The organism is Ferdinandcohnia sp. SAFN-114 (genome assembly GCF_059415045.1).
In genome coordinates this window covers 90,119-115,961 of the sequence record NZ_JBPFDQ010000002.1, presented here as the reverse complement: position 1 = coordinate 115,961, position 25,843 = coordinate 90,119, and the positions used below count along the sequence as shown (strand labels likewise).

Here is a 25,843-nt window from a genome sequence, read left to right as displayed (position 1 = left end):
CATGAAACTTAAAACAATGATAGTTTGCTTAATAAAAATTGTACTATGTCTTTTCGTTTTAACAGCTTGTGAAAATGACATAGGAGAAATTGAAAATCAAAACTTTGCTACTGCTATTGGTGTTGATTACCGAGATGGGGAGTATTATGTCTCGATTCAGATGATTGGATTAACCTCTGTCGCAAAAACAGAAAACGGTGATAGAGGGGCACCTCAAGTGTATGTCTCTCAAACAAGCGGAAAAACCTTTATTGATGCATTCTTCAAAGCATATCATACTTCGCAAGAACGGTTTCTTTGGGCACATGTGACAGCTGTTGTTCTGAGTGAAAATGCACTTGAACAAGGGATGGATAGTATCTTTGATGGTTTAACACGATATTATGAGTTTCGCCCTACTCCATGGATTTTTGGGACAAAGAACTCCATATTGGATATTTTATCGACAAATGGATTCTTTAATCAAAATTCATTAAATACGATTCTTCATAGTCCAGAAAGTTCATACGAACAAAGATCGACCATTAGGCCGCTAAAATTAAATCAATTTGCACGTGAGTTTTTTGATCCTGGTCGTACTACATATATTCCATCACTCACGATCGATGACCAACAATGGAAGAAAAATAAAAAAGATGAGGCAAAACTAGCGATTGATGGAGCATTTTTTCTCGATAACCAGAAATACAAAGGCTATTTTCCGTATGAGAAACTAAAAGGCATGCGGTGGATAGCTCCTGAAACTGTACGTGCCTCCTTACTTTTACCCAATGAAAGAAATCCAGAATTTATTGCGGTACTTGAAGACCAATCGGTAACTATCATTCCCGAAGAACAAAACGGAAACTTTCGCTTTACAGTCCTTTTTCTGGCTAACGCGATTGTCAGCAATCGCATTAAAAACAACACACTTCATGTAAATGCCATGGAAGAATACGTACAAAAAGGCATCATTTCTGAAATCAGACAATTATATCGATTAGGTTTGGAGCATGATATCGATTTTTTAAACTTCGAACATCAGCTTTTCCGAAAGTATAATGCTGATTGGAAAAAGCTAAAAAGTCAAGATACATTACTTCGCGAGGATAGTATAAAATCGATTGAAGCACATATCAAATTAGAGCATTCAGGTTCATTTAAAAATCGTAAAATTGAGATTAAGGAATGATTCAAAAAATTTACTCACCGTTTTTGGTGAGTTTTTGTATTTTTGGGTTGTAATTCTATATAAAATCTTAAAAATCAAATCAATTAAACAAATATTTCTGTTCAATAAACAACACGCATTCTATATAATATACTGTAAGAATTACATATCTGACCTTAATAAGAATGGGGATAAGGAAATGGAAAACTTTTATCTGTTTGTTCTTATGTGTATTTTTCTAATTATATTACCTGGTCCTGATACTGCCGTTGCTACAAAGAATACTCTTACAGTTGGGAGAATTGGAGGCCTAAAAACGGCTTTAGGCACGTGTTGTGCCCTCCTTATCCATACTTCTGCTGCTGTATTCGGACTTTCAGCAATCATTGTGAAGTCCGCATTGTTATTCTCTGCATTCAAATATGTAGGGGCTATTTACTTAATTTATCTAGGGATTAAAACGTTATGGTCATTGAGGAAGAAGGAAGAAGCTGCCACCATTGATTCCAACGCAAAAAGACAGTTTGCAAATACATCTTGTTTTAAACAAGGGTTCCTAACCAATATCCTAAATCCCAAAGTTGCTGTCTTTTTCTTAACCTTTTTACCTCAATTCGTAGACGCAGGAAACCACACGTTCATTCCATTTCTCCTGATGGGAATTACGTATACTGTATTGACCGCTATCTGGTTTTTTCTCTATGTCTTACTAATCAACCAGGTCAGTGCCTTTATGAAAAAACCTAAATCACAGAAGATCATTGAAGCAATCACAGGTACGATCCTGGTTGGATTCGGAATCAAACTCGCCCTAGAAAAGGCTCATAATTAGAGTGCCATACTTCTTTTAAAGTATGGTACTTTTTAGCTAGTTAAAATTCACCTTTTCAATCCGATCGATATTTTCTCACAAAGGGATCCACTCATTACCTTCGAAACAATACATGGAATCAATATTTATTAATGTATGTCCCTTTTCTTAAAGTTGCCACCCTTAACTTCCGCTACATCATATACAACAACAAAGGCATGCTTATCAATTTGATAAATGATTTCTTTCATTTTACTGTCTTCTAAACGGTTAATAATACAAGTAATTTCTTTGATTTTTTCGTTTGAATAACCGCCTTCAGCTAGGTTATATGTTGCGCTTCTACCTAAACGGTCACGTATTGTTTCTACCATTAATTCAGGCTCACTTGTAATAATTTTATAGCTTTTAGAACCACTTAACCCCTCTTCAACAGTTTCGATCACCTTGGAAGCAATAAAATAAGCAATTCCCGATAGGAAGGCGCCTTGTAGCCCAAAAACAGTCGATACGATGATAAATACAAATAAATTTAAGAATAAAATGAGGTCACTTGTCCCAAAAGGTAATTTTCTTGATAGCAATACAGCTAACATATCAATGCCATCTAATGCACCGCCATTTCGTAAAGCCAATCCCATACCGAAACCGATGATAATACCACCAAAGACAGTTACTAACAGTGTATCTCCCTCAATAATGGTTGGAATATGATGCATAATACTTGTCCCGTAAGCTAATGAAGCAATTCCAATAACAGAATAAATAGCAAAACTTTTCCCAATTTGTTTATAACCTAGGAATATGAATGGAATATTTAATACTGCAATTAATAGGCCTAAAGGAATTCCCATTAATTGTGATCCAACGATACTCAGGCCAGTTACACCGCCATCTGAAACGTTGTTTGGGATTAATATCGCTTCCAGTCCATATGCAGTTATAAATGCCCCGATCATAACGGTTAATGCTCGCGCAACCGTCTTAAGCCCTTTCATTCCTCTTTGCTTAGAATTGGTTTCCATATTATGTCCTCTTTCCCAATTAATCTCTTATTTTTCAATTAACGTACATTATGGGCTACTTTTCTAAACCATATTCACTCACAATGTAGTGACACAGTGTCATTTACAATAAAAATTTTATATGACACCATGTCACTTGTCAATAAAAATATGACATCGTGTCATATTATATGAATTGATAAAGCCTTTTTTCTAAGGACATTGGATAAAATTTACTAATTTATCGTGTAGATACTGTGATCGGAACGATTACATTTTGGGTGTATTTGGTATCTATAATTACGGATTAGCGTTTCGAAGGAGATTCTTATTAATAACCCTGCCTTTTTCGAAAGACTTTTAAAAACCTTCAATTGTTGCCTTTAGGTACTCGAATCATTTCCGATAATAAGAATATATTATTCTTTGACAATCGGAATATAGATATCAAAATGCGGATCAATAGGGTCACGATCAACTGGATAACGTTCATGTTTTATTGGCATATATGGATCATAGTAATCTACACCCTCTTCCCTAAATGGGATATACTCACTATCAAATAACCATTTATGTAGATCCGTATATGTCTGTTCTATATCTTCCCCTTTGTTATGTGTGGTCTTCACATACGTTAGTTCAGGAACTTCTATTTCGATCATCCCTTTAGGAAGTTCCTGCTTATCACTTACTTCATACATTGCATAGTGCACAAATCCATTTTCAATTACATGATAAGATAGACCTAATTGAACATTTGGATTTACCTTGTGATCTATCTCCTTAACACGTTCTTCAACTTGTCGAATCACGTTTTTCAAACTAGGTACAATCTCAGAAAATGTACCCTCCCATCTTAATCCTACTGCCCGATAGCCTGGTAATGTAATAATTTCATAGCTCACTATATCTACAACCTTTCCCAAAAGCATCATAATTCTCCTATAACATAAAATGCTTCTTTTTAATCCCGTTCTGTAGTATAAATATTTCCACATAAGGCGTTAATCCCTCCTTGGATCAACGCCTTCCGTACTTTTATGTACATATTTTCTAATTATCATCCAAGGTTCGTTATTTCCCCTACGACTTATTCATTCCCCTTTATAATTTCTGCTCTGTTCTCTGTTTGGGGAGGTTCTTCAAACCAACCGTTTTTTATCTTAAGTTCGATTCCCTCTCTTGCATATAAGTAGATATCTTTAGCAATTATCATTGATTTCATGGCAATGTCATTCCGTAAACTGAAAAAAACACCACTTCCTGATCCAACAATTGAAAATCCGTTGAGAATATAAATGCAGTGCATCATTAACTTATCCGAAAAAGGAGGTACCGTTGACTTCGTGACCGTTGCACCAGAGTTAGCAGAAAGGTGAATATCTGCTTTTAGTAACATATCTTCCATGAATTTGATTTGCTTCTTTGCAAGTTCCTTCCCTTTCAGAAAGTATTGTTTCACCTCTTTGTTTTGAGCGCATTGGGCAAACCCTGTAATCAGCTGCATCCCTATATTATTAGATTCGAGTGTGTGATGAAGGAATCCGACTTCGAGGCTATTAAATGCTCGTTTATCACCGGTAATCTTAAAGCCCTCTAAGTACTTCTTTGTTTCAATGAATTCTACTTCTTTCGGCATGGTAACGAATGGAGGTGGAGAAAGTATCCCATTTTCAAGTAAATATGCAGTTGCAAGTTTATAAATTTTTTGGGTGATCGATGTAAGACCTTCATAGATAGCCATCACTCTTTTATTGTAAGACATGTTCATATTTAAAGTATATAAACCCATGCTAACTTCCTTTAAAACCCGAACAAACATAATATCAAATCCGTGGTCATACAGCTTAGGCGCATCCAAATGGACATCTGCAGCTGTAAACCCTACAGGTTTTACCATACCTTGTTCCTTAAAAACTTCCTCCATCTCTTTCACATAAAAATCTAGCTCTTGCCACAGACCTCCTAGTATATTCCGAGCTTGATGATCATCCGCTTTTTCAATAAAATATTCCAAAAGCCTCATAATAAGCGTCTTTTCTAAGTATGTCTGCCAAAGGGTGCCTACTTCTGAAACATTAATAGGATTTTTCTGACTCAATGCTTGCAACCTCCAATTAATTCTAAATATCCCACTTGTGTAATCCTATTAATACACTGCCCAGATTATAGGAAAGAATACCCAAATTTTTCATCAAAACAAGTTACAGTTAGCATTCAAGATTCCTTCGTTATTTTTTGATTGAATCTATAAAACATATAAAATTGCTTAATGTTTGCAAGTGGCCTCAATAATTTCAACGTATTGTGTATCCCCCAACCCATAATGTTTAAAGTGTTGGATTAGTAGTTGAACGAGTTCATTTGTTGGGATATCTTGATGCTTTTGAATATACATCATCAGATCACTATTACTAGTAAGATAACTGAAATATAATCCAATCCCCTTCTGTAGAGAATTTGGGTAAACACCCTGAGGAAGTTTTTTGTCGATTACTACCTGTTTGTAGAGTTTATAATATCCATTCGGCGTTAATGTAAAGGAATCCACAGCTTGAAAAGCATCACCGACGATATGAATTTCGATTGCTCCTTTATAATCAGTTAGGTCTAACCAAGCCAAAATGGTGAGAACATTAATCTGGCAAAACATATCTTCATCAAACCATAATATGATCCGATTAAAATCTCCATCAAAAAGAGGCTGCAATGGGTTTAGGGTAATTTCAGCATATTGTGAAGGTGTAACATGATGAACTTTCGACCGTATCTCAGTAAATTTTTCAGAAAATAATTCTTCACAGGTGTTTCCATAGCACATTGCTTCGTTAAACGGGATCATTAACTCGTCTTCTAAGAATGAAGTCTTTTTAAAATATGTATACATTTCCATTCCATTTAAAATATGTAATGTCTTTTGTTGATTCACATGGACACCTCCTGTCATTCTACAATAACATGTTTGGCTAAATATTATTATGGATTCTAAAATATGTTGCCATTTAATAGAAACTCCTTTTGCCTGCTTTGACTAGTAGCCAGTGTAGACAAGACGAATAAAAGCTGTCTATTACAAATTTGCCTGTTTGTTACTCTCAACAAACCTACATTTTGGATAGCTGCTGCAACCCAAAAAAGTTCCGTATTTTCCCTTTCTTTCGACCAGTTCCGAACCACAATTTGGGCACATATTTGCGTTAATTTTATATTGATAAAATCGTTGTGAATCTTTAATGTTTTTAACATGCTGCTTTTTCTTGTCTCCATCAGCATTCAATGTTTTCTCAAGTTTATTAACAATCTTCTTGGTTTCTCCTGCAGACAAATGTACTTGTTTATGTTCCAGGATAGTACCTACAAGGCGTGAAGAATACACGACACTTACATTTGAACTATTAGTTTCAATTTTTTTTAGTGTAGCCCGGTTACTAAAGGAAATAATAGAATGATAGGGTTCTTCGTTCTCCATTCCTAAGTATTCTTGCAATGCCTTAATATGGCCATAGTTTTGCCAAATAGGATTATAAAGCTTCTCTTTGCGTTTATAAATGACCTGAGTCCAATATTTGCTCTTAGAATCACCATAAATCCACCCTTTGTAATTTTTCGTTTCAATTACAAAAATTCCAAAAGGAGACACTACAACATGATCAATTTGTGACGATTTTCTGTTTTTTAACGGAATGAGAACATCATTGAACACCTGGTATTTCTCTTTATCTAGTTTGTTTAAATAAAGACGCACTGATGCTTCTCCTAGGAACCCTTTTACTTTTGGTATTCCTAGGATGAATAGGATTGCAACTGTAAAAATTAATAAAAATTCAAGCATATTTCACCTCAAGTATAGTTGATACAGTAATTCCCAAAACAAATTTTCCCTATTTTTCAAGATTATATCACAATATTTTACAAAAAAATGCAAAAACATGGTAAAATATTACTGTGAAAAAAGAAGAGCTACTTGGCCCTTCTTACTTCTTCGGCTTTCCGTTTCAAATGAAATTGACCAATTAAAAGGTTGATTCATTAACACCTTCATTCATCTTGTAATCAAAACAAAGTTCATATAATGCAATAATTTCATCTTCTGTTGGAATTCTTGGATTGTTTCCGGGACTACCACTTGAAATAGCATCTTTCGCCATTTTTCCAACTACTTTATCTAATTCTTGTTTGTCTATCCCCCACTCCTTCATATTAGGGATATTCAAATTCGAACAAAGTTGCTTTATTTCTCTTACAACGATATTTGCAATTTCTTCATTTGAGTAACCATTTAACTCTGGTCTAATTAACAGTCCAATATTAGCTAATCTATCAATGCAAGCTGATTTACTATATTCTAATATTGCAGGTAGCAACATTGCATTTGAAACTCCGTGTGGTACATGAAATAAAGCTCCAATTGGTCTGGACATTCCATGAACTAAACAAACAGATGCATTTGAAAATGCGATGCCAGCTTTTAAGGCTCCTAATGACATTTTTTCTCTTGCTAATATATTGTTACCATTCTTATAAGCTTCTTCAATGTTATCGTAAATCAATTTGATCGCCGATAATGCAAGGGTATCTGTGAATGGATGTGAGCGTCTTGAAATGTATGCTTCGATTGCATGTGTTAGGGCATCTATCCCGGTTGCTGAAGTAATATGTTTTGGAGAAGAAAGTGTAAGCAAAGGATCAACTATAGCGACTTCTGGTAAAAAAGCCGGTTGTTTAATCATCATTTTAACATCATTTTTAGTATTTGTTATGACTGTAACATCTGTTGCTTCAGATCCAGTACCCGCTGTGGTCGGAATTGCAATTAGTGGAACAGCCTTCTTATCAGCGATTTTTTTATTCCCTATAAAATCACTAATACTTCCCCCATTTGTAGCAATTACTGAAACAGCTTTTGCTGTGTCAATACAACTTCCTCCACCTAGTGCAATAATGACATCACAATTATTTTGTTTAAATACTTTCAAAGCTTCATGAACGAATATGTCAGTCGGTTCGGATGTAATATCCAAATAGGTTGAATGCTCAATTCCTTCTTCATTGCATATATTTTTACAATCATTAACATACCCAATATCCTCCATCACCCTATCACTAATGATAAGAACTCTAGTTCCTAGTTTCCTAGTTTCAATCCCTAATTGTTTAAAGGAATCAGATCCATAAAAAATAGCTTTAGGCATATAAACACTTGATATTGAACTCATGTCTTCCCCTCCCTATTATTATTACTGAGTATGGTTGAGCTAATTGCACGTCCTAATTTCCTATCCGATGATTTTAACAATTATTTACGTATTGCCATTTTATTCATTAATTATTATTAAAAGACTACTAGATATTTGAAGGGCTAAATCTTGTCTCTTTTTTTGGCAAATATGACGTCCAATCGCCACCCCAACAAATTTCAACCCAATTTTTTTGCAGGATACACAGGCTGGAGTTCATCGTTGTAATTCATCAATTGATGAATTTGAAGGATTCCATTTGCCAATAAAGCTGTAGGTAATGTATGTACCGAAGATATTGTCAAGATTTATAAAAAAAATGGGGATTGAAAACAGTATTAATCTAGAAGAATTAATTCAGACTGCATTTTGGTGGAGGCAAATGAAACGGAAACTTGCTGGAATGCTGATGAAGATTTTTGACAAACCATTAAACTCCTCCCAGCATGCCACCTTCTTCAATGTGACAATACCCAAACCTCGATTTATTTCTGGAAGTATTTTCCTCATAGGGAGTAAGTCCTTTTCTAGCCACTTTGAAGTATAAATATGAGTTTAAGCCTATGTTTGTCTAAGGATTCCTACACTTATTAGAATTTTCCAAATGATATAAACTTTACCTTGTACTATGAATCTAGTAAAAGGAGGAATTTCATGAAAAAACTAGTAGTATCGTTTGGACTCACTACAACACTTGCATTTGGGGCTATTGCTACACCTGTAGTATTTGCAAAACCAATCGTAGTGACGCAATCTCAGAAGGAGAAGTTCTTTGATCACAAGGTGATTAATCAACTTAATGTAGACAATATTTATAACAATATTGCATCCCTTTCTGAAACACCGCGTGTTGCAGGGACTGAAGCAGAACACAACGCTGTTCAATACATAAAAGAACAATTCGAATCCTATGGTTACGAAACTGAAATTCAACAATTTACCTTCTATGGCTATACACCTCCAAGTGCAATTGAACTTTCAGTTAATGGTTATGATGGTACCCTCAACCCAAGTTCGTTCACCTATACTGTAAATGGAAATGTCTCAGGGGAACTAGTTTATGCAGGATTAGGGACAGTTGCTGAACTTCAAAACACTGACCTTACTGGAAAAATTGCGCTTATTCAGCGTGGCGAGATCTCGTTTGGGGAGAAAGTCTTAAATGCTGCTGAAAAAGGAGCAATAGGAGTTATTATTTTCAACAATACGTCAGGAGCAGTTAATGGAACACTTGGAGAAGCGAACGACAAGTATGTACCTGCTGTTGCGCTAACGAAAGCAGAAGGTGATGCACTGCATGAAGCACTTATAAGTGGAGAGGTCCTACATACTTCACTCCAAGTTGAAGGTGCTAGAGCAGGTGAGAGTATTTCTCATAATGTAATTGCAACGAAAAAGCCAACCAATAAGAAAAAAGATACCAATGATGTCATTGTTGTTGGGGCTCACCACGATTCCGTTGCTGGTGCACCTGGAGCAAATGACGATGCTTCAGGGACCGCTATGACACTTGAGCTCGCTCGTGTCTTTAAAAACCTACCTACAGATACTGAAATTCGTTTCATAACATTTGGTGCTGAGGAGAATGGGCTACTTGGCTCCGCACATTATGTGGCAAATCTACCTGAGGACGACCTCAATCGTATTATTGCAAACTTTAATCTAGATATGGTCGGAAGTCGTGATGCAGGTAACCTAACAATGGCGACACTTGATGGTAAACCAAATCTAGTAACTGAGCTTGCACAAGCATCAAGTACAAGATTGAATGGAGAACCTACTCCATTTTATGCTGGTGGCAGAAGTGACCATGTTCCATTTGCAGAAGCTGGAATCCCTGCTGCATTATTTATTCATAGCCCTTCAGAGCCTTGGTATCATACACCAGAAGACTCGTTAGACAAAATAAGTAAGGAAAAACTCCAAGATGTTGCTGAAATCGTAGGTTCCGCCATCTATGATCAAGCCCGTTTTGACAATATGGGACCAAAACCTAAAAAAGGACCGAAAGTGAAAGCAGACCCAGAGTTATATCATGAGCAGTCTTTAAAATAAGAAAGAATTAAACAACAAGCAAGGGCATTTGGCCTTGCTTGTTCATTTTTCAGTTAAGGAAAAATACTCCAAAGAGACTTATTGAAAACAAGTCATACAAAATTCGCTCCCCTCATACCTTTTGTAGTAAAAGGAGGGATAAAAATGTTAAACAGAGTGTCAGAACGCTTTTCACGAGTAATTCAGAGGTATTTGCCTGATGCGTTTGTTATTGCTGTCTTGATGACTTTGTTTGTGTTTGTCTTGGCCTTTTTTACAGCTCCTGCTGATCCTGCGAATTTATTTCAGTCTTACGGAGATGGATTTTGGACTTATTTAGCGTTTACGATGCAAATGGTGCTTTTGCTTATGACGGGGATGGTCCTTGCTTCGGTTCCTTTTGTTCGAAAGGGTTTAGAGGCTATCTCAGCTAAAGCTAATACGGCAACAAAGGCGTATTTATTCACGTTCTTAATTTCGGCTGCTGCGTATTATGTCAACTGGGGGCTCGCTGTTGTTGTTGGTGCCATCGTCGCTCGTGAGGTAGGAAAAAGGAATAAAAACGCTCATTTCCCACTTTTGGTCGCTTGTGCCTATGCTCCTACTGTACTTTATACAGCTGGTCTTTCGAGCTCAATCCTTCTAACGATTGCAACAGAAGATCACTTTCTCGCCGATGTAATGGGCGTTATCCCAACCTCTGAAACCATCTTCCACCCGGGTACGGTCATCATTTTCTTTGCACTACTCATTACAATTCCTATTTTTATCCTATTAATGGCTCCCAAAAAGAATATCATCCCATATACAGCAAAAGCGGAACCACCACAAGCAGAAGTTGTTACAAAAGAAGACGTTAATTCACCTGCCATTCGTTTAGAGAACACACCAATATTGGGTATTTTAATTGGCTTAGTTGGTATCGTTTATGTGTTGCTACAGTTCGCTAAAAGTGTGGACCTCAACTTGAACCTTATTAATATCTTATTTTTATCATTAGGACTGCTCTTCCACCGCTCACTTGCACAATATGGAAATGCATTTAAGGAAGCTGCCGGATCTATTTCGCCTATCATTCTACAATTTCCTTTCTATGCGGGGATTATCGCACTACTCGGTAGCTCCGGACTTGCCGATACCATTATCAGGGGTATGACATCCATTTCAAGCACAGAATCATTTGGTGTCTTTACGTATTGGACAGCTGGACTCGTCAATATCCTCGCTCCATCAGGTGGCGGTCAGTGGGCACTACAAGGTCCACTTCAAGTACCTGCAGGGATGGAACTAGGTGCCGATCCTGCCGTTATCGCGATGGCAGTCGGCTGGGGAGATGCATGGACGAACCTCATCCAGCCATTCTGGGCATTGCCGATCTTAAGTATTGTTGGACTTCATATTCGTCACATTATGGGCTATTGTATTCTACTAAGTGTGTGGATTGGGATTGTGACTTCGATATTGATTTATTTTGTGTATTAAATAGAAAACAGGCGCAATCTTTATTAAAAGAGCTGCGCCTGTTTTATTCAGTGGTCACAGTAATTGATAAGCTGCTTTTCTTAATAATTCTATAACCATGATTTATAACAACAAGTGCACACAATATATAACCATTGTATGTACACTCATAATTATAACTGTATACAGTAGGTTCCATTTCAAGATAATTTGATATACATCAACTTTAATTATATTTGAAGTAACAACATTTGTAGGGGTGATTGGTGATACAGTCCCTGCTACTGCCCAAGCACTTAGTAAAATCATCGCAAACGTAATATCATGCAAACCTAAATTCGTTGGTGAAACGCTAGAAAGAATAGAGGTTATAACGACAATTTGATGAATACCAACAAATGATAAAACACCTACAAGTGCGATTGTAAATAGAATCAATAACAAAATAGATAAATGAGAAATTTGAGTCCACAAATAACTAAAGTAATCGGAAATAACTGTTTTTGACAGTACAACTCCAAAGAAACCAGCAGATAAAAACAAGGAAACCTCGTTTGCCTGGGATGGCATTATATTTTTTCGAAAAAGGATTGCTTCTTTTTTGAAACGTCTAAATTCTCTTAAATATTTTCCCCAAATGAAAGAATAAACAACTGCCGTAATTATTATTAATACACTTACATTAATCGCAATTTTAGCCTCCAGAAAAAAGATTGTTCCACTTAATAATAGAAGGAAAAAAAGTAGTTCATATAGTTTTTTTGTGCGAATATTGACTTTCGGTTCCATAGCCTCAAAATTAATAGAGTGTTTTTCTTTAATTGAAAATAAGATGTTTGCTGTCCAGAATTGAAAAAAACTGAGTAACAATCCAAATGGTAAGAAATACAACATTGGTATATTCAAATAATACACAACTAAAAAAACGGATGCGAAATAAGGGGACCAAGTATTAATTGAAGAAAACCCTCTAATATATAGTCTGCCTAAAAATTCTACTGGAAGGTTCAATCTTTTTACCATGGAATGAATAATATGGATGGATCCTAAATTGGTTATTGGACCTAAAATATAGAAAGTGCTTGATAATAATATATAAAGCAATTGTGGTTTACCATTAAACTTGGAAGTAAATTGTGCAATATAACCATCGTATTTTCCTATTTCAATAGGAACAGTTAAAATTGGAACTACAATTATCAAGCACACAAGTGGTAGGTTTTTTGTAATGCTCTCTGCCCAAGCATCAAAACCAGCTTTTTGTATAAACAGAATAATAGTGCCAATGCCTACCATAGTACCACTAAATATACGAGGGAGATGCTTGCTAAATATCATACTAACTATCATCACTAAAGTTGTTAAAATTACGGTAACCATATAAAGTACAGGAGGTGAATAAAATTGTGTGATAATATAGGTAATAATAAGTAGTAAAATGATACGATTACTCCACTCTTGCAAGATGAATACTCCTTTATAAATTTGAGAGAGCTCCGTAAGAGGACGAAGCCCTTATTCATTATTTATGGTAAAGCTACGTTAATGTATGCTGATTAGCAGTAACGGCTCTCCGAACTGCAAAAAGACTTTTCTCTGGTGTAGCCTGGTCTATTACACAACCTGGACCTATAATTAACCCTTTACCATCAACCTCTTCTATAGCCTCTTTTACATGGTTTTCTACTTCATTTACAGTACCATCAATTAATAAACTATTTCTTATTATTCTATTATTCTCATCATAATATGGTACTTCCCTAACTCCTCCAAGTAAGCACTTATTGGTCAGTGTTCGTGCTTTAGCTAATGTAGGAGCAGTCCAACGATCGTGCCAATTCAAACAATTAACTGGATAATCCTTAATTAAGTCGAACATAATTTTATCACCATGAATATGCACAATATTTAAAAATGTTTCCTTGTTATAGCTTTCTATTACCTTTAAATCAAAAGGTTCGCCAAATATTTTGTATTCTTCTTCTGTTAAAAGATCGTACGATGCACATTGAGTCGCAAAAAAGAATCCATCTACACCGGCTTCTATATTTGCTTTAACAAAATTAATAGTCGTTTCTGTTATTATTTCAAGCGCGTTTTTAATTAGTTCAGGTCTTTCTTTCATATCCAACAGTATTCGATCTCCAGCAAGTTTTCTTGCAACCGTTAACGGACTAAAAATAGTTTGAACAAATGGTATTTCACCTTTCACTTTATCACTAACATATTGTGCCAATTGAAGTTGTTTTCCATAGGTGCCATAGTAAGCTGGTAAGGCCTTTAATTTCCCCCAATCTTCAATTGATTGAATTCCGTATTTTTTAATGATTGGAGGACGATTCGTCCTTGTAAAGTATTGTACTTGAGCTCCCCAATCCTCCACGCAATATAAACCAAAGGGCATCAATTTTATAAAATCATAGTCGTATTTCTTAGTAAATTCTATTTGAGAGTCTGCCAGAATACCTGGGTTAATATCATCCTTTGACAAATGCATCCACAAACTAACAGGTACTCGATCTACTTCCTTTGAATTCAATGCACCCTTAATACGCTCAAACTTATTCATTTCACAAATCTCCTTCACTTAATATATTTAACCTTTTGAAATATAGGTTTTTTATCAAAATAGTTGAATTAATGCCCTTTTCTTAGGCTAATCTCATATCTATTTACAAGATAAGTTAATAATGCACTGATGCACCAATATATCAGAGCTGCCGCAACAAAAGCTTCTAAATATCTGAACGTCATTGCTCCTACTATTTTTGCTTTAGCAAAAATGTCTACAACAGTAATTAAAAATGCTAGTGAAAGCGCTTTTATTATAACCATATAAGAATTCAAAAAGTCTGGAAGAGCTTCGGTTAATGCTTGTGGTACGATGACTCTCCAAAGAGTCTGTAAAAAGTTATATCCTAATGAATGTGCTGCTTCAATCTGCCCATAATTTACAGAAAGAAATGCACCTCTAATAATTTCTGACTGAAAAGCAGATAAGGTTAATGAAAAGGTAACGATAACTGTGATAACTGGGTTTAAATTATTTGGATTAAATTCTATTCCTATTAACGATAATAGAAGATGACTGATTTGAGGTAAGGCGTAATACATAATATAAAGCAATACCACTGCTGGGGTTCCCCTTAAAAATGATTTAAAGACTGTGATTAACTGGGAGATTACAGGGATTTTATATTGTTGAATGATTGCAATAATTCCCCCTAGGAGTGTTGAGATTAGTAGTATAACTAAAGCTAATAATAGTGTCTTAGGGACAACCGTTAAAATGCCTACAAAATCCTCTACAAGAATATCAAATTTGAACAATTTACCCCCCCCTTACTGTTTTATTCCGCTACCTATTTGTGAATATTTGATTCTCTTTTCAAGGAAACGGACAATATTGTCTGATACAAGGCATAGAATCCAAAATAAAACGGCTATTGTTAGAAAGATTTCAACTTGATTAGATCCATAGGATTGAGAAATTAATAAATTTGCAACACCCATAATATCGAGCACTCCAATAACAAATATTAATGAGGTATCATGAATGAGATAAATTAAGGCATTTCCCCATCCAGGTAGTGCTATTGGTATGACTTGAGGTGCAATAATTCTTGTCAATTTTTGAAATGGTGTATAGCCTAAGCTTAGCGCTGCTTCATGTTGACCCCGTTCAACCGCTAAATAAGCAGGACGAATAACCTCAGCCAAATAACCTCCATTATATAGAGTTAATGCAAGGATTGTGGCTATCACAGCACTTATATTACTAATATTAATTCCCACTAGTGAAAAAAGGACTGGAAGAGCATAATAGACTAAGAATAATTGAAGGACAATTGGCACACTTCTTGTAAAAGAAATATACAAAGTCATAATTTTACTAAGATATTTAATCTCTTTTATTCGTATCATTGTTACAAAAATACTTAAAATTAATCCTAATGTTGAGGATGCAATAATGATCAGAATGGTTATATGAAGGACACTTAAAAACTTCGGAAGTATTTCAATCATAAATATAAAATCCATTGTATCGGCAACCCTTCTCTCACTAAATTAGAACAATGGCAGATTCATGTTGGTATATGTGAATCTTTAAAGTTTTTCATAGACCCCATTCTCATCCAAGCAAGTTCTGCATTTTTGTCTCATTATAATGGGGTCCAGTTGTTTTTCCCTTTAGTCAACTTTATTCATGTATAAATACATCTTCGTCATAGTATTTAATCGATAATTCAGATAGTTTACCCTCTTCTTTTAGTTCCTTTAATGCATTGCCTACTTCTTCTGCGAATTTTTTATTTTCTTCTGTTTTATAGATTAAAAAATATGTTGGAAAAACCTTAACCGGATCAGTTACATGAATATTCAAGTTCTCATTTTCAATAATTTTGCTTTGCCCCAAATTGGATGGAAGTATTAAAGCATCGTATTTTCCCGAATCAACTTCTTTTAAACGATCAGCATACGATAAACCTGCGTCTGATGTTTGGAACTCAATTTCATGTTCAGGGTTTTCTTCATTCCAGGCCATTAAGAAATTGAAAACCCCTCCGGTAGGAGTTGTAGGAACAATTTTTTTACCAACTAGATCCTTCATTTCTTTAATATCTTTATTGTTCGTATATATTTTCATTAAACTTGCGCCATTGTTTTCAGAAGGTAATAGATATTTTTCTTCACGTTCCGCACTTTTAAATAAGCCTTGAGCAATTATGTCGTACTTACCTGTATCAAGACCTATTTCAGCTGCACTATCAGCAACACCTACTAGGTTAAACTCATAATCTGCTAATTTTTCATCTACAAGCCTAAGAATGTCAGGTTCGTATCCTACTAGTTTCCCATTTTCTTCCCAACTTAATGGTTTTGAAGTCGGAGGAACAGCAACTTCTATCGTTCTAACACCTGTTTCTGATTTTTCCGATGAGGCTTCACCGCTACATGCTGCTAATAATAAGACTAAGCCTAAAAATATAAATAACTTTGTTCTTTTAATCATCTTGTTCCATCCCCTTTTCATCCATTATTTGAAATTAAATTGTCCTCATAAAAACTCTTTAAAAATTCTCTTGTTCTTATGTTGTTTGAGTTTTCAAAAATTTGGGAGGGCGGCCCTTCTTCTGAAATATACCCTTTATCCATAAATACAACTTTTGTAGAAATATTTTTTGCAAACCTCATTTCATGTGTTACCAAAAGGATTGTTACTCCAGATTTCGCAACATTTTCAATTACCTTCAAAACTTCATCTACCAATTCGGGATCAAGTGCAGAAGTAGGTTCATCGAATAAAATAACCTCTGGTTCTAGTGCTAACGCCCTAGCGATGCTTACTCTTTGTTGCTGACCTCCTGATAAACGTGAGGGATACATATCCTTTTTATCAAGTAAACCTACTCGTTCTAATTCCAAAAGACTTTTTTCATATGCTTCTTTTTTAGACTTTTTTTGTACCACTATCTGAGCATCCATTATATTTTCAATGACAGTTTTATGTTTAAATAGATTGAATTGTTGAAAGACCATCGCTGTTTTTCTTCGAAGTTTTAGGATATCTTTTTTCTGCACTGATTTATAATCAATATGAAGTCCTGAGAGAATCACCTCCCCATCATTTGGCTTTTCTAAATAATTTAAGCATCTCAACAAAGTTGTTTTTCCAGTTCCACTTGGGCCAATAAAAGTTACAACATCCCCTTTATTAACTGTTAGATTTATCCCCTTTAGAATCTCGTTATTATCAAATGATATCCGAAGATTTTTTAAAGATAGCATCTAGTTACCCTCCCTTTCATTAGAAATTCACGCCTCGATTTGTATACAATAACTGTACACAAGATGGAATATTCAGAAACTTTATAGTAAAAAAATATATCATTCATTTATGATAAAGCATATCTCACATTTATTACTTATTAACTGTTACAGTAATAGACGTTAACGCTTGCTCTAAGTCTGCAATTATATCCTCGACATCCTCTAACCCAACAGATAATCTAATTAGACCTTTTGCAATCCCAAAATCTGAAAGTCTTTCTTCTGGAATTGATGAATGAGTCATTGAAGCCGGGTGTTGTACTAAAGTCTCCGGATCTCCTAAACTAAAAGAAATCATGGCAATTTTTAGGGTACTAATAAACTCTTTTCCTGCTTGAACACCTCCCTTAACCTCAAATGACACAATCCCCCCCATACCTTTCATTTGTTGTTTTGCAAGTTCATGTTGAGGATGAGATTGTAAACCAGGATAGTAAACATTTTCTACAGATGGATGGCTTTCAAGATATTCTGCTACTTTTTGTGCATTATGACAATGTTGCTTCAGTCGTATTCCGAGTGTTTTTATTCCTCTTAAGATTAGAAATGATTCCCAAGCATTCAGATTTTGCCCTAAGTCTCCCATAATATCTTTACGCATAAAATCAATCATTTCTTTTTTTCCACAAATAATACCTGCAATAACATCACCATGCCCATTTAAATATTTTGTAGCACTGTGAACAACTACATCTGCTCCAAGCTCCAATGGTTTTTGTAAATATGGTGTCATAAACGTATTGTCTACTATTAAAACAAGGTTGTATCTTTTAGTAATTTCTGAGACCTTCTTAATATTAATCAGAGTAAGACTCGGGTTCGAAGGTGTTTCTATATATACAGCACGTGTGTTTGTTCTGATAGCGCTTTCAATGTTAGCTAAATTTGTACAGTCTACAAAATCATATTCAATCCCGTACCTACTAGCAATAGTTGATAAAAATTTGTGGGTTCCTCCATATACATCCTTAGTTACAACAACATGATCACCTGAACAAAGATGAGCCATTAATGCTACACTTATCGCCGCCATGCCACTACTGACTCCCAAGGCATCTTCAGCACCTTCCAAGGACGCTATTTTTTTTTCTAATGTTCTAGTAGTCGGATTGCCATATCGACCATAATATCTCCCCTCTTTTTTCCCTGTTACAACTTCAACTGCAGATTCTGCATTTTCAAATGAATATGCTACAGCTGGTATTATTACCTGTGATACTGCTCCAGTCTTTTCATCTGGATGTTGCTCATTGTGAACAGCTTGAGTGTTAAATTTCCATGGTTTCATCATACCTTTTAATACCCCTCTCCATTTTGTTTAATAGTAAGTTCATTTGGAAGTAAACGTAGTTGGTAAGATAAGTTACCAAATAGAGTTATTTTTTTCATATATACCAATTGCCGTTATGGCAGAAGACAAACTATTTTGTATGTGTTTTTTCATTGCTAACTCAGCTCCTTTTATATCTTTATTTGTAATACATTCCAAAATAAGCTGATGTTCTTCTCCCTCTTCTATTGCTCGTTTCACACTCTGATTTGGAACTAAGCGCCTGTATCTATGAATATGATCATATAGTTGTGATAAAAAGTTATTAACTGTCCCGTTACGACTTAATTCATAAATATACGAATGAAAATCAACTCCATACTTTAAAAGCTCTTCTATGTTCCCCTCTTTAGAGGCATCTCTAAGGTTATCTGCAATAACTTTTAGATTCCTAATATCCTCGTCTGTAGCATTTTCTGTTGCCTCAGCAACGGCAATTTCTTCTAATTTAGATCTAACGTTAAATATTTCTTTTACTTCTTCTACAGAAATTGGAGCTATTTTTAGCCTTCCATTAGGCTGACGTATGACCATTTTTTCAAATTCAAGTTTCTCTAAAGCACCCCTTAAAGGTGTTCGGCTGATATTTAATTTTGAGGATAAATCTTCTTCGCTAACAGGTTGATTAGGTTGTAATATACCATCTATTATCCGTCTTTTAATTTCATAATAAGCAAAGTCTTTCGCTGAACCTTTTGTTGGTGGGCTATTGAACTGATTATGCATTGACTTACCTCGCTATTCGTATTTTTGTATGCATTCTTTGTATTCAAAAACTGTATACAATTATTGTATACAGTTATGTTAATTTAAATATTTATAATTGTCAATATATTTATCAACTTTTTTTTCACCATCTATATATTGCAAATAACATAAAATTTCCTATTCAGTCTCATATACCTTAATTATTGCTCGCGTGCCATTGTTTTCTTCTCCCATTTCTGCCAGCTGTTTAAACAATGATAAGCTTAATTTCAGTCCAGGCGCATCCACATTCATTTCTTCAAAGGTTTCATAAGCAATGGTTAAATCCTTAATTAGATGCTTTACATAAAATCCTGGTTTGAAATCACCTTCAATCATTTTATGTGCTAAGTTTTCCATAACCCAGCTATTCGATGTTCCATTAGTTAATGTTCTAATTATTCCTTTTGGGTCCAGACCGGCTTTTTTCGAAAGGATTATTGCTTCACATAGACCAACCATATTGATAGCCATTGCCACTTGATTACAAATCTTTGTATACTGTCCAGCTCCAGCTGTACCTTCATAGTAGATGTTTTTACCCATAATTTCTAATATAGGTAGTGCTTTATTAAAATCATACTCTGAACCTCCAACCATAATAGTAAGACTACCGTTTTTAGCACCATCCTCACCTCCAGAAACTGGTGCATCAAGTGCTGATATCCCTTTCGATAATGCTTTCTGAAATATTATTTTGGCCAAGGAAGGCTTTGACGTTGTCATATCAATTACTAATGTGCCTTTTTTCGCAACTTCTATAATACCGTCCTTCTTCAAATAAAGATTTTCAACATCAGAAGGTAAGCCTACCATAGTAATTATTACGTCTGAATCTAATGCAACTTCTCTTACAGATTCCTTCCAAATCGCACCCAACTTTATTAAGTTCGAAGCCTTTTTCTTGGATCTGGTGTAAATATTTAGTTTATAACCGCTAAGTAAAAGGTTTTTAGCCATAGCACTCCCCATAACACCTATACCTATAAAACCTATAACGAGACTACTTTTGATTTTGATTTCCCTCATTCCTTTCTCATTAATAATGGTTATATCAAATTTAAATGAAATGAAATATACACCTACTGCATAAGTAGGTGTATTAAGATACTATTAAACAATTGACCTTTTAGATTCTTCGGCTAATTCTTTGTCTTTTTGAATGAATTGCTCACTGAATTTGTTCCAATTCGAGACATGAGGAAATCCAAATTCACTTAGCTCTGCAGAAAATTGAGAAATAATTGGCGGCTTAAGCTTTAATGAACGTAGCTTTTCATAATTACTAAAGAATACGTCATTCGGCTCTCCTTCCATCACAACTTTTCCTGCGTCGATTACAACCACTCTACTAGCATACTGAGCTACCACTTCCATATCATGAGTAATCATAACAATGGTTGCTTGATTATTCTTGATTAACGTTTCCATTAAGGATAATAACGACTTTAAGTTTTGTTCATCCTGTCCCGTAGTTGGTTCGTCCAACAGAATAATTTTCGGATTTGACACTAACATGGTTGCGACTGCTAATCTTTGACGTTCTCCTCTACTCAGAGAGAAAGGATGTTCTTTTCTTTTATTTTGAAGTCCAACTGTATTAATAGCTAACTCTAATTGTTGATTAATAATGTCTTCCGCATAGCCTCTATTTTTTAACCCAAATTTAATTTCATCTTCAACAGTGTTACAGAACAACTGATTATCTGGGTTTTGAAAAACATATCCAATATCTAAAATGATATCTTGGACCTTGCTCTTTTTCGTATTTTTAGAGTTGATTTCGACATCCCCATGTGTAGGTTTTAACAGTCCTATTAAGTTCTTCATTAATGTAGACTTCCCGCAGCCATTATGACCTACGATTGCTAATAGTTCACCTTTTCGGATGTCTAAATTAATATCATGGAGTATTTGTTTTTCTTTACTATAACTAAAATCTACTTTTCGTAAAGTTGCAACCAATTCGGAATAATCCTGTTTCGGCTTAATTTTTTGTTCTGGAAATGTTAACTTCTTAGACTTTAAGAGCTGCTTTGCCCACTCCAAAACTTCCTTTTTCGTTATAGGAAAAGTATCTAAAGTAAAACCTTTTTCAAATAAATATTTTGCAAGTCTTATATGATCAGGGATTCTTATCCCTAATTCATTTAGTTCATAAAAATGTTTATTAAAGATTTCACCAGGACACCCATTATACAAGACTTCCCCCTCATGCATGATAACCACTCGATCTATAAATTCAATTAAATCATTCAGATCATGCTCAATAATTAGAAAAGTAGTATCTAGTTCTTGCTTTAACTCGGCAAGAATATCCATTACTTCCTGCTTACTAACCGGATCAAGGTCAGTGGTTGGGTCATCAAGTATGAGGATAGATGGTAACATCGCTAGGTTACTAGCTATGGAAACTTTTTGCTTCTGTCCACCTGATAAGGAAAACGTAATATGCTTTTTAATATCTTCTAATCGTAACTTCTGAAGACCGTACGCAACGCGTTTTTTAATCTCTGCTTGAGTATAGCCCTGACATTCTACTCCGAATGCCACTTCGTCCTCTACACGAATTGAAAAAATCTGATCTTCTGGGTTCTGAAACACCATTCCAATCTCGGATGAAAGTTCATGCATTGGAACGTATTGAGTGTTTTTCCCATTAATAACAATGTCTCCTTCTAGGTTTCCTTCAGATAAATGCGGAATAATTCCATTGAGACATTTTGCTAAGGTTGTCTTTCCACTTCCACTTGTACCTGATATAAGGACGAATTCTCCCTTGTTTACTTGTAAATTTATATTTTTCAACGTCTTTTTATCGACATTAGGATACGAAAAATTAAGATCTTTTACATGAATAATTGAATCTGTGCTCATAAGTTCGCTCCTTTGCAAAGGATTTAGTGTAACATTGTACTTATGCTATAAATGAATTATCTGCCCCTAATCCGAGACCATATCTTACATACAACGCACCGGCAAAGAATACAATAGTTAGAACGATGACTACATAATCTTTGTTTTCAAGTTTCATATCTTGATAATATTCCCGCCAAGCCATTTTGCTAAATCCTTTACTTTCAACAGCAAGGCCCATTGTTCTACTTCTTCTTAACGAATTAATCAGCAGAGGAAATGCCGCTAATTTAAAACTGTTCCAACTTCCTCTTATCCCTTTTTTATTAACGCCTCTAATGGTTTGTGCATTTGAGATATTTGTTAATTCTTCGAAAACTAATGGGAAGAACCTTAATGTTCCTAAAAACATAAAGGCGATGTTCATAGGAACCTTCATCTTCATTAAACCCTTTGCCAACAATGCGGGGTCAGTTGTCGTTATAATAACAATCGTCATAAAACATGGTATAGCTATTCTGTATCCAAGCACCAAACCAGAATATAGGCCGATATCTGTCGCTTGAAGCGAACCGATTGAAAATAGGACATTGGCATTTGCTTGTTCATAATTATAAAAAGTAGAGAAAATAACTGCTGACATGGCAAGTATAACGATTGTGCCAAGTAAAGGCATAATTGATCTCATATGAATCTTCGCTGATAACCAAATAGGTATACCTATCAGCAGGATAATCGTTAAATAGAGGGGATCCATAAATAACAATGGTGTTACGACGAATCCAATTATCAAAAGTAATTTAGCACGTGGGTCCAACTTATGAACCCACGTTCCTTTATCTAGATTTACAACAAAATCGCTTGCTGCCATAGCTTACACCTCCATACAAATCAATTTTCATTATCCTAAAAGAGCTTTTAATTTTAGCCCAAGTGGCTTAGCAATGACTGTTCCAATAATCATTCCAACAAGTGAGATTGCAAAAACAATCGCAATTAAATAGAACGGCACTGGGATTTGGTAAGGATACACAATGCTCCACCAAACAAAAATTTCATAAATTGCGTTGTAAAGTAAGGCAGCTACAATCAAATCTTTTGTACTAGAATAAACATCACTCGGATTTGCAAAAGCTTTACTTCTGCTATTTAAATATAATTCCGGTAGAATTGGTGCAATGACAACTAGAATCCAATAGATTGGGAGTTCGCCTTGTAGAAAGAAATTAATAGCACACCACGCGGCTGTAAAATAAACTGATGCATAAGGCTTTCTTACAACTACCCAACATAGCACTAAAGCAAAAGCACAGAACAAGTAAACAAAAGTATGGTTGAACGGGAAAACAACACCAGCAAATTTGAAGAAATACCAGAGTACACGATATAAGACTGCAAATATTACGATGGTAATTAAATCAACAGCTGTTACCTTTCTTTTTACCATTGAAAGCTTTGTACCTAACTCTACTTGTGTCATCACATAACCTCCTACATATTCATTATTTTTTGTTTAAATATATTGAGTAAGCCCTTTCAAACGATTAATATCTTCGGCTGTATGTCCCTCAAAACTGACACCATCCGATCTAAAGTCTTTTTCCATTAACAGTGAAGCAGTACTAATAAGTGAGTCTGTATATGGAGTTTCTAACCCTATTTTTCTACTTAACTCTGATATAGGCACAAGCCCATATGGTATATCCTCGGTAATATATCTATAGTCTAAAGTGGTTGGTGCCAATCCGTCTGGGAATAACCCTGGTAAAGCTTCTAGTAAAGTTGGAAAATCAGTTTTATAGAACTCGTTTAAGATAGATAGGATACTTTGTGTCTCTATATTAAAATGTTCAGCAAGTCTGATCCTTTCCTCATCAAGTTTTTCAACGTACGAAACAGTCAATGGTGAGGTTCCGTCACCGTAAAATCTAAATTCACTTGCAGAGTCAATTCTACTAGCGTTAAATAATGTAATTGGAGTATGTACTACGACGTTAGAGTTGTTTAAAGATGTTTCAATAACATTGTTTGCTGAAATTAATTGTGGGAATGTTTCTAGGAAGTATTTTGAGATAGTACGATTCTTAGAGGTAGGTATTACACTAATTTGTACATTTTGCTTAATTCTACTGATTGTTACAGTACCAGTGGATTCTGCTTTTGAAATAAAAGGCATTGCGCTTGTTTCCGCGATTGTAAGATTCTTTTCTTCAATATCGTTACCAAGAACTTCTCTGCATTCAATTGCTCCCCAATATCCAGGGAATATTGCAATGGTTTGGTTTTCTTTCAAATGTGGTTTTAGCTTTTTGAATATAGGTTTATGGCCTGATGCTGTAGTTGCTATAATAATGTATTCTGCATCTTCAATTACCTCTTTAATATGCGGTGATGCTTGAATCGGAACTTTTCCTGAATAGATCCCTTTTAGTTCTAGACCCTGAAACGATAGAATTTCTGCTTTTACTGGACTTCGACTATAAAGCTTAACTTTCTTTCCTTGTAGAGAGAGGTATGCAGCAATAGCTTGACCTGTATTACCTGCTCCAATAACCGCAAAAGACATATAACTCCTCCTTGCATCTATTAATTTAATACTTAACCTATAAAACGATCTGTCATTTTAAAGATTCTAGATATTGTTTCACCCCCATTACGGCTTGTTCCATTGAATCTAAAATATGTTTTTTGATTGCTAATTCTGCATTTATTTTATCCTTCTGAATAATAAAGTTTAGGATTGTCTCATGCTCATCTGAGGTTTTCTTTGTATCCACTTGATGTGCTAGACGCCTATATCTAGAGATTTTATCATTTAATTGAAATAAAATTTTTATAACTGTCTGGTTGTTGCTAAGAGTATATAGAGTTGTGTGAAACTGACCTCCAAAATGATCTACATCCTCATAGTTGTTTTCGCTTGAATTATTTTTAATCATAAAAGCATGATACGCAAGATGCTTAATGTCATTTTCCGTAATATTATCAATTGCCTCGACAATAATAATTCCTTCTAACAAGCTTCGGACAAGGAATAGTTCCTTCACTTCTTGTACAGAAATAGATGCAACCTTTAAACGACCGTTTGACTGTCGTTCAACTAACTCCTCTATTTCTAAACGTTGAAGCGCCTCTCTTAGGGGTGTTCTACTAATCTCTAATTCTTTCGCTAACTCATCTTCAACGATTTGTTCCCCAGGCTTGAAAGAACATTTAAGAATACGCTCCTTTATTTCTGAGTAAGCAATGTCTTTTGCAGAAACTCTTGTCAACGTCGGTTTTTTCAAATGCATTTATTCACCTCCCCTAATATAAATAAATAATTGAATATTTGTATACAATTATATTTCTAAATGTTTTAAATGTAAAGAAAATTTAGTA

Annotated in this window: 24 protein-coding genes; 4 read left to right on the top strand and 20 right to left on the bottom strand. The window is 35.0% G+C overall.

The window, feature by feature from the left end:
* Nucleotide 1: 1 nt before the first annotated feature.
* Nucleotides 2-1,171: a Ger(x)C family spore germination protein gene (locus ACR65M_RS01320; protein ID WP_121445134.1), complete on the top strand. Its 1,170-nt coding sequence runs from the start codon at nucleotides 2-4 to the stop codon at nucleotides 1,169-1,171.
* 178 nt (nucleotides 1,172-1,349) lie between these two features.
* Complete coding sequence (locus ACR65M_RS01315) at nucleotides 1,350-1,982, top strand: LysE family transporter (protein ID WP_121445501.1); 633 nt, start codon at nucleotides 1,350-1,352, stop codon at nucleotides 1,980-1,982.
* Nucleotides 1,983-2,110: 128 nt separating this feature from the next.
* On the opposite strand, the gene ACR65M_RS01310 is transcribed toward ACR65M_RS01315, so the two are convergent.
* The 6 genes from ACR65M_RS01310 to ACR65M_RS01285 form a co-directional block, all read right to left on the bottom strand.
* Nucleotides 2,111-2,986: a YitT family protein gene (locus ACR65M_RS01310; RefSeq protein ID WP_121445135.1), complete on the bottom strand. Its 876-nt coding sequence runs from the start codon at nucleotides 2,984-2,986 to the stop codon at nucleotides 2,111-2,113.
* Nucleotides 2,987-3,384: 398 nt separating this feature from the next.
* A complete protein-coding gene (locus ACR65M_RS01305; RefSeq protein WP_246006328.1) occupies nucleotides 3,385-3,897 on the bottom strand; it encodes a GyrI-like domain-containing protein in 513 nt (170 codons plus the stop codon).
* A gap of 158 nt (nucleotides 3,898-4,055) precedes the next feature.
* Complete coding sequence (locus ACR65M_RS01300; protein WP_121445136.1) at nucleotides 4,056-5,066, bottom strand: DUF3231 family protein; 1,011 nt, start codon at nucleotides 5,064-5,066, stop codon at nucleotides 4,056-4,058.
* Nucleotides 5,067-5,234: 168 nt separating this feature from the next.
* Nucleotides 5,235-5,894 (bottom strand): hypothetical protein, encoded by a 660-nt coding sequence (locus tag ACR65M_RS01295; protein ID WP_440272356.1) that lies wholly within the window; start codon nucleotides 5,892-5,894, stop codon nucleotides 5,235-5,237.
* 141 nt (nucleotides 5,895-6,035) lie between these two features.
* Nucleotides 6,036-6,797, bottom strand: a complete 762-nt coding sequence (locus ACR65M_RS01290) for an NERD domain-containing protein (protein ID WP_121445138.1) — start codon at nucleotides 6,795-6,797, stop codon at nucleotides 6,036-6,038.
* A 181-nt stretch (nucleotides 6,798-6,978) separates the two neighbouring features.
* The gene (locus ACR65M_RS01285; protein ID WP_121445139.1) at nucleotides 6,979-8,181 is read right to left on the bottom strand and encodes an iron-containing alcohol dehydrogenase; all 1,203 of its coding nucleotides are present in this window, start codon (nucleotides 8,179-8,181) and stop codon (nucleotides 6,979-6,981) included.
* Between the two features lie 675 nt (nucleotides 8,182-8,856).
* Here ACR65M_RS01285 and ACR65M_RS01280 point away from each other — a divergent pair.
* Nucleotides 8,857-10,257 (top strand): M20/M25/M40 family metallo-hydrolase, encoded by a 1,401-nt coding sequence (locus ACR65M_RS01280; protein ID WP_440272355.1) that lies wholly within the window; start codon nucleotides 8,857-8,859, stop codon nucleotides 10,255-10,257.
* Nucleotides 10,258-10,401: 144 nt separating this feature from the next.
* Entirely contained in the window at nucleotides 10,402-11,718 is a 1,317-nt protein-coding gene (locus tag ACR65M_RS01275) for a short-chain fatty acid transporter (RefSeq protein ID WP_440272354.1), read from the top strand.
* A 102-nt stretch (nucleotides 11,719-11,820) separates the two neighbouring features.
* On the opposite strand, the gene ACR65M_RS01270 is transcribed toward ACR65M_RS01275, so the two are convergent.
* The 14 genes from ACR65M_RS01270 to ACR65M_RS01205 all read right to left on the bottom strand — a co-directional run bounded on the left by ACR65M_RS01270 (nucleotide 11,821) and on the right by ACR65M_RS01205 (nucleotide 25,755).
* Entirely contained in the window at nucleotides 11,821-13,161 is a 1,341-nt protein-coding gene (locus ACR65M_RS01270) for a hypothetical protein (RefSeq protein WP_440272353.1), read from the bottom strand.
* Nucleotides 13,162-13,234: 73 nt separating this feature from the next.
* A complete protein-coding gene (locus tag ACR65M_RS01265; protein WP_440272352.1) occupies nucleotides 13,235-14,266 on the bottom strand; it encodes a uroporphyrinogen decarboxylase family protein in 1,032 nt (343 codons plus the stop codon).
* Nucleotides 14,267-14,334: 68 nt separating this feature from the next.
* Nucleotides 14,335-15,027, bottom strand: a complete 693-nt coding sequence (locus ACR65M_RS01260) for an amino acid ABC transporter permease (RefSeq protein WP_440272351.1) — start codon at nucleotides 15,025-15,027, stop codon at nucleotides 14,335-14,337.
* 12 nt (nucleotides 15,028-15,039) lie between these two features.
* Nucleotides 15,040-15,723 (bottom strand): amino acid ABC transporter permease, encoded by a 684-nt coding sequence (locus tag ACR65M_RS01255; RefSeq protein ID WP_440272350.1) that lies wholly within the window; start codon nucleotides 15,721-15,723, stop codon nucleotides 15,040-15,042.
* A gap of 175 nt (nucleotides 15,724-15,898) precedes the next feature.
* Entirely contained in the window at nucleotides 15,899-16,711 is an 813-nt protein-coding gene (locus ACR65M_RS01250; protein WP_440272349.1) for a transporter substrate-binding domain-containing protein, read from the bottom strand.
* A 17-nt stretch (nucleotides 16,712-16,728) separates the two neighbouring features.
* A complete protein-coding gene (locus ACR65M_RS01245; RefSeq protein ID WP_440272348.1) occupies nucleotides 16,729-17,487 on the bottom strand; it encodes an amino acid ABC transporter ATP-binding protein in 759 nt (252 codons plus the stop codon).
* Between the two features lie 133 nt (nucleotides 17,488-17,620).
* Nucleotides 17,621-18,820: a trans-sulfuration enzyme family protein gene (locus ACR65M_RS01240; protein ID WP_440272347.1), complete on the bottom strand. Its 1,200-nt coding sequence runs from the start codon at nucleotides 18,818-18,820 to the stop codon at nucleotides 17,621-17,623.
* Between the two features lie 72 nt (nucleotides 18,821-18,892).
* Nucleotides 18,893-19,585 carry a GntR family transcriptional regulator gene (locus ACR65M_RS01235; protein ID WP_440272346.1) on the bottom strand — a complete coding sequence of 231 codons (693 nt, stop codon included), beginning with the start codon at nucleotides 19,583-19,585 and terminating at the stop codon, nucleotides 18,893-18,895.
* A 159-nt stretch (nucleotides 19,586-19,744) separates the two neighbouring features.
* The gene (locus tag ACR65M_RS01230; RefSeq protein ID WP_440272345.1) at nucleotides 19,745-20,635 is read right to left on the bottom strand and encodes an NAD(P)-dependent oxidoreductase; all 891 of its coding nucleotides are present in this window, start codon (nucleotides 20,633-20,635) and stop codon (nucleotides 19,745-19,747) included.
* Between the two features lie 84 nt (nucleotides 20,636-20,719).
* Nucleotides 20,720-22,483, bottom strand: coding sequence for an ABC transporter ATP-binding protein (locus tag ACR65M_RS01225; RefSeq protein ID WP_440272344.1), 1,764 nt, complete (start codon nucleotides 22,481-22,483; stop codon nucleotides 20,720-20,722).
* Nucleotides 22,484-22,523: 40 nt separating this feature from the next.
* Nucleotides 22,524-23,333 carry an energy-coupling factor transporter transmembrane component T family protein gene (locus ACR65M_RS01220; protein ID WP_440272343.1) on the bottom strand — a complete coding sequence of 270 codons (810 nt, stop codon included), beginning with the start codon at nucleotides 23,331-23,333 and terminating at the stop codon, nucleotides 22,524-22,526.
* A gap of 30 nt (nucleotides 23,334-23,363) precedes the next feature.
* On the bottom strand, nucleotides 23,364-23,942 hold the full coding sequence (locus tag ACR65M_RS01215; protein ID WP_440272342.1) for a hypothetical protein: 579 nt from the start codon (nucleotides 23,940-23,942) through the stop codon (nucleotides 23,364-23,366).
* Nucleotides 23,943-23,975: 33 nt separating this feature from the next.
* Complete coding sequence (locus ACR65M_RS01210) at nucleotides 23,976-25,028, bottom strand: NAD/NADP octopine/nopaline dehydrogenase family protein (RefSeq protein WP_440272341.1); 1,053 nt, start codon at nucleotides 25,026-25,028, stop codon at nucleotides 23,976-23,978.
* A 52-nt stretch (nucleotides 25,029-25,080) separates the two neighbouring features.
* On the bottom strand, nucleotides 25,081-25,755 hold the full coding sequence (locus tag ACR65M_RS01205) for a GntR family transcriptional regulator (RefSeq protein ID WP_440272340.1): 675 nt from the start codon (nucleotides 25,753-25,755) through the stop codon (nucleotides 25,081-25,083).
* Between the last annotated feature and the right edge of the window lie 88 nt (nucleotides 25,756-25,843).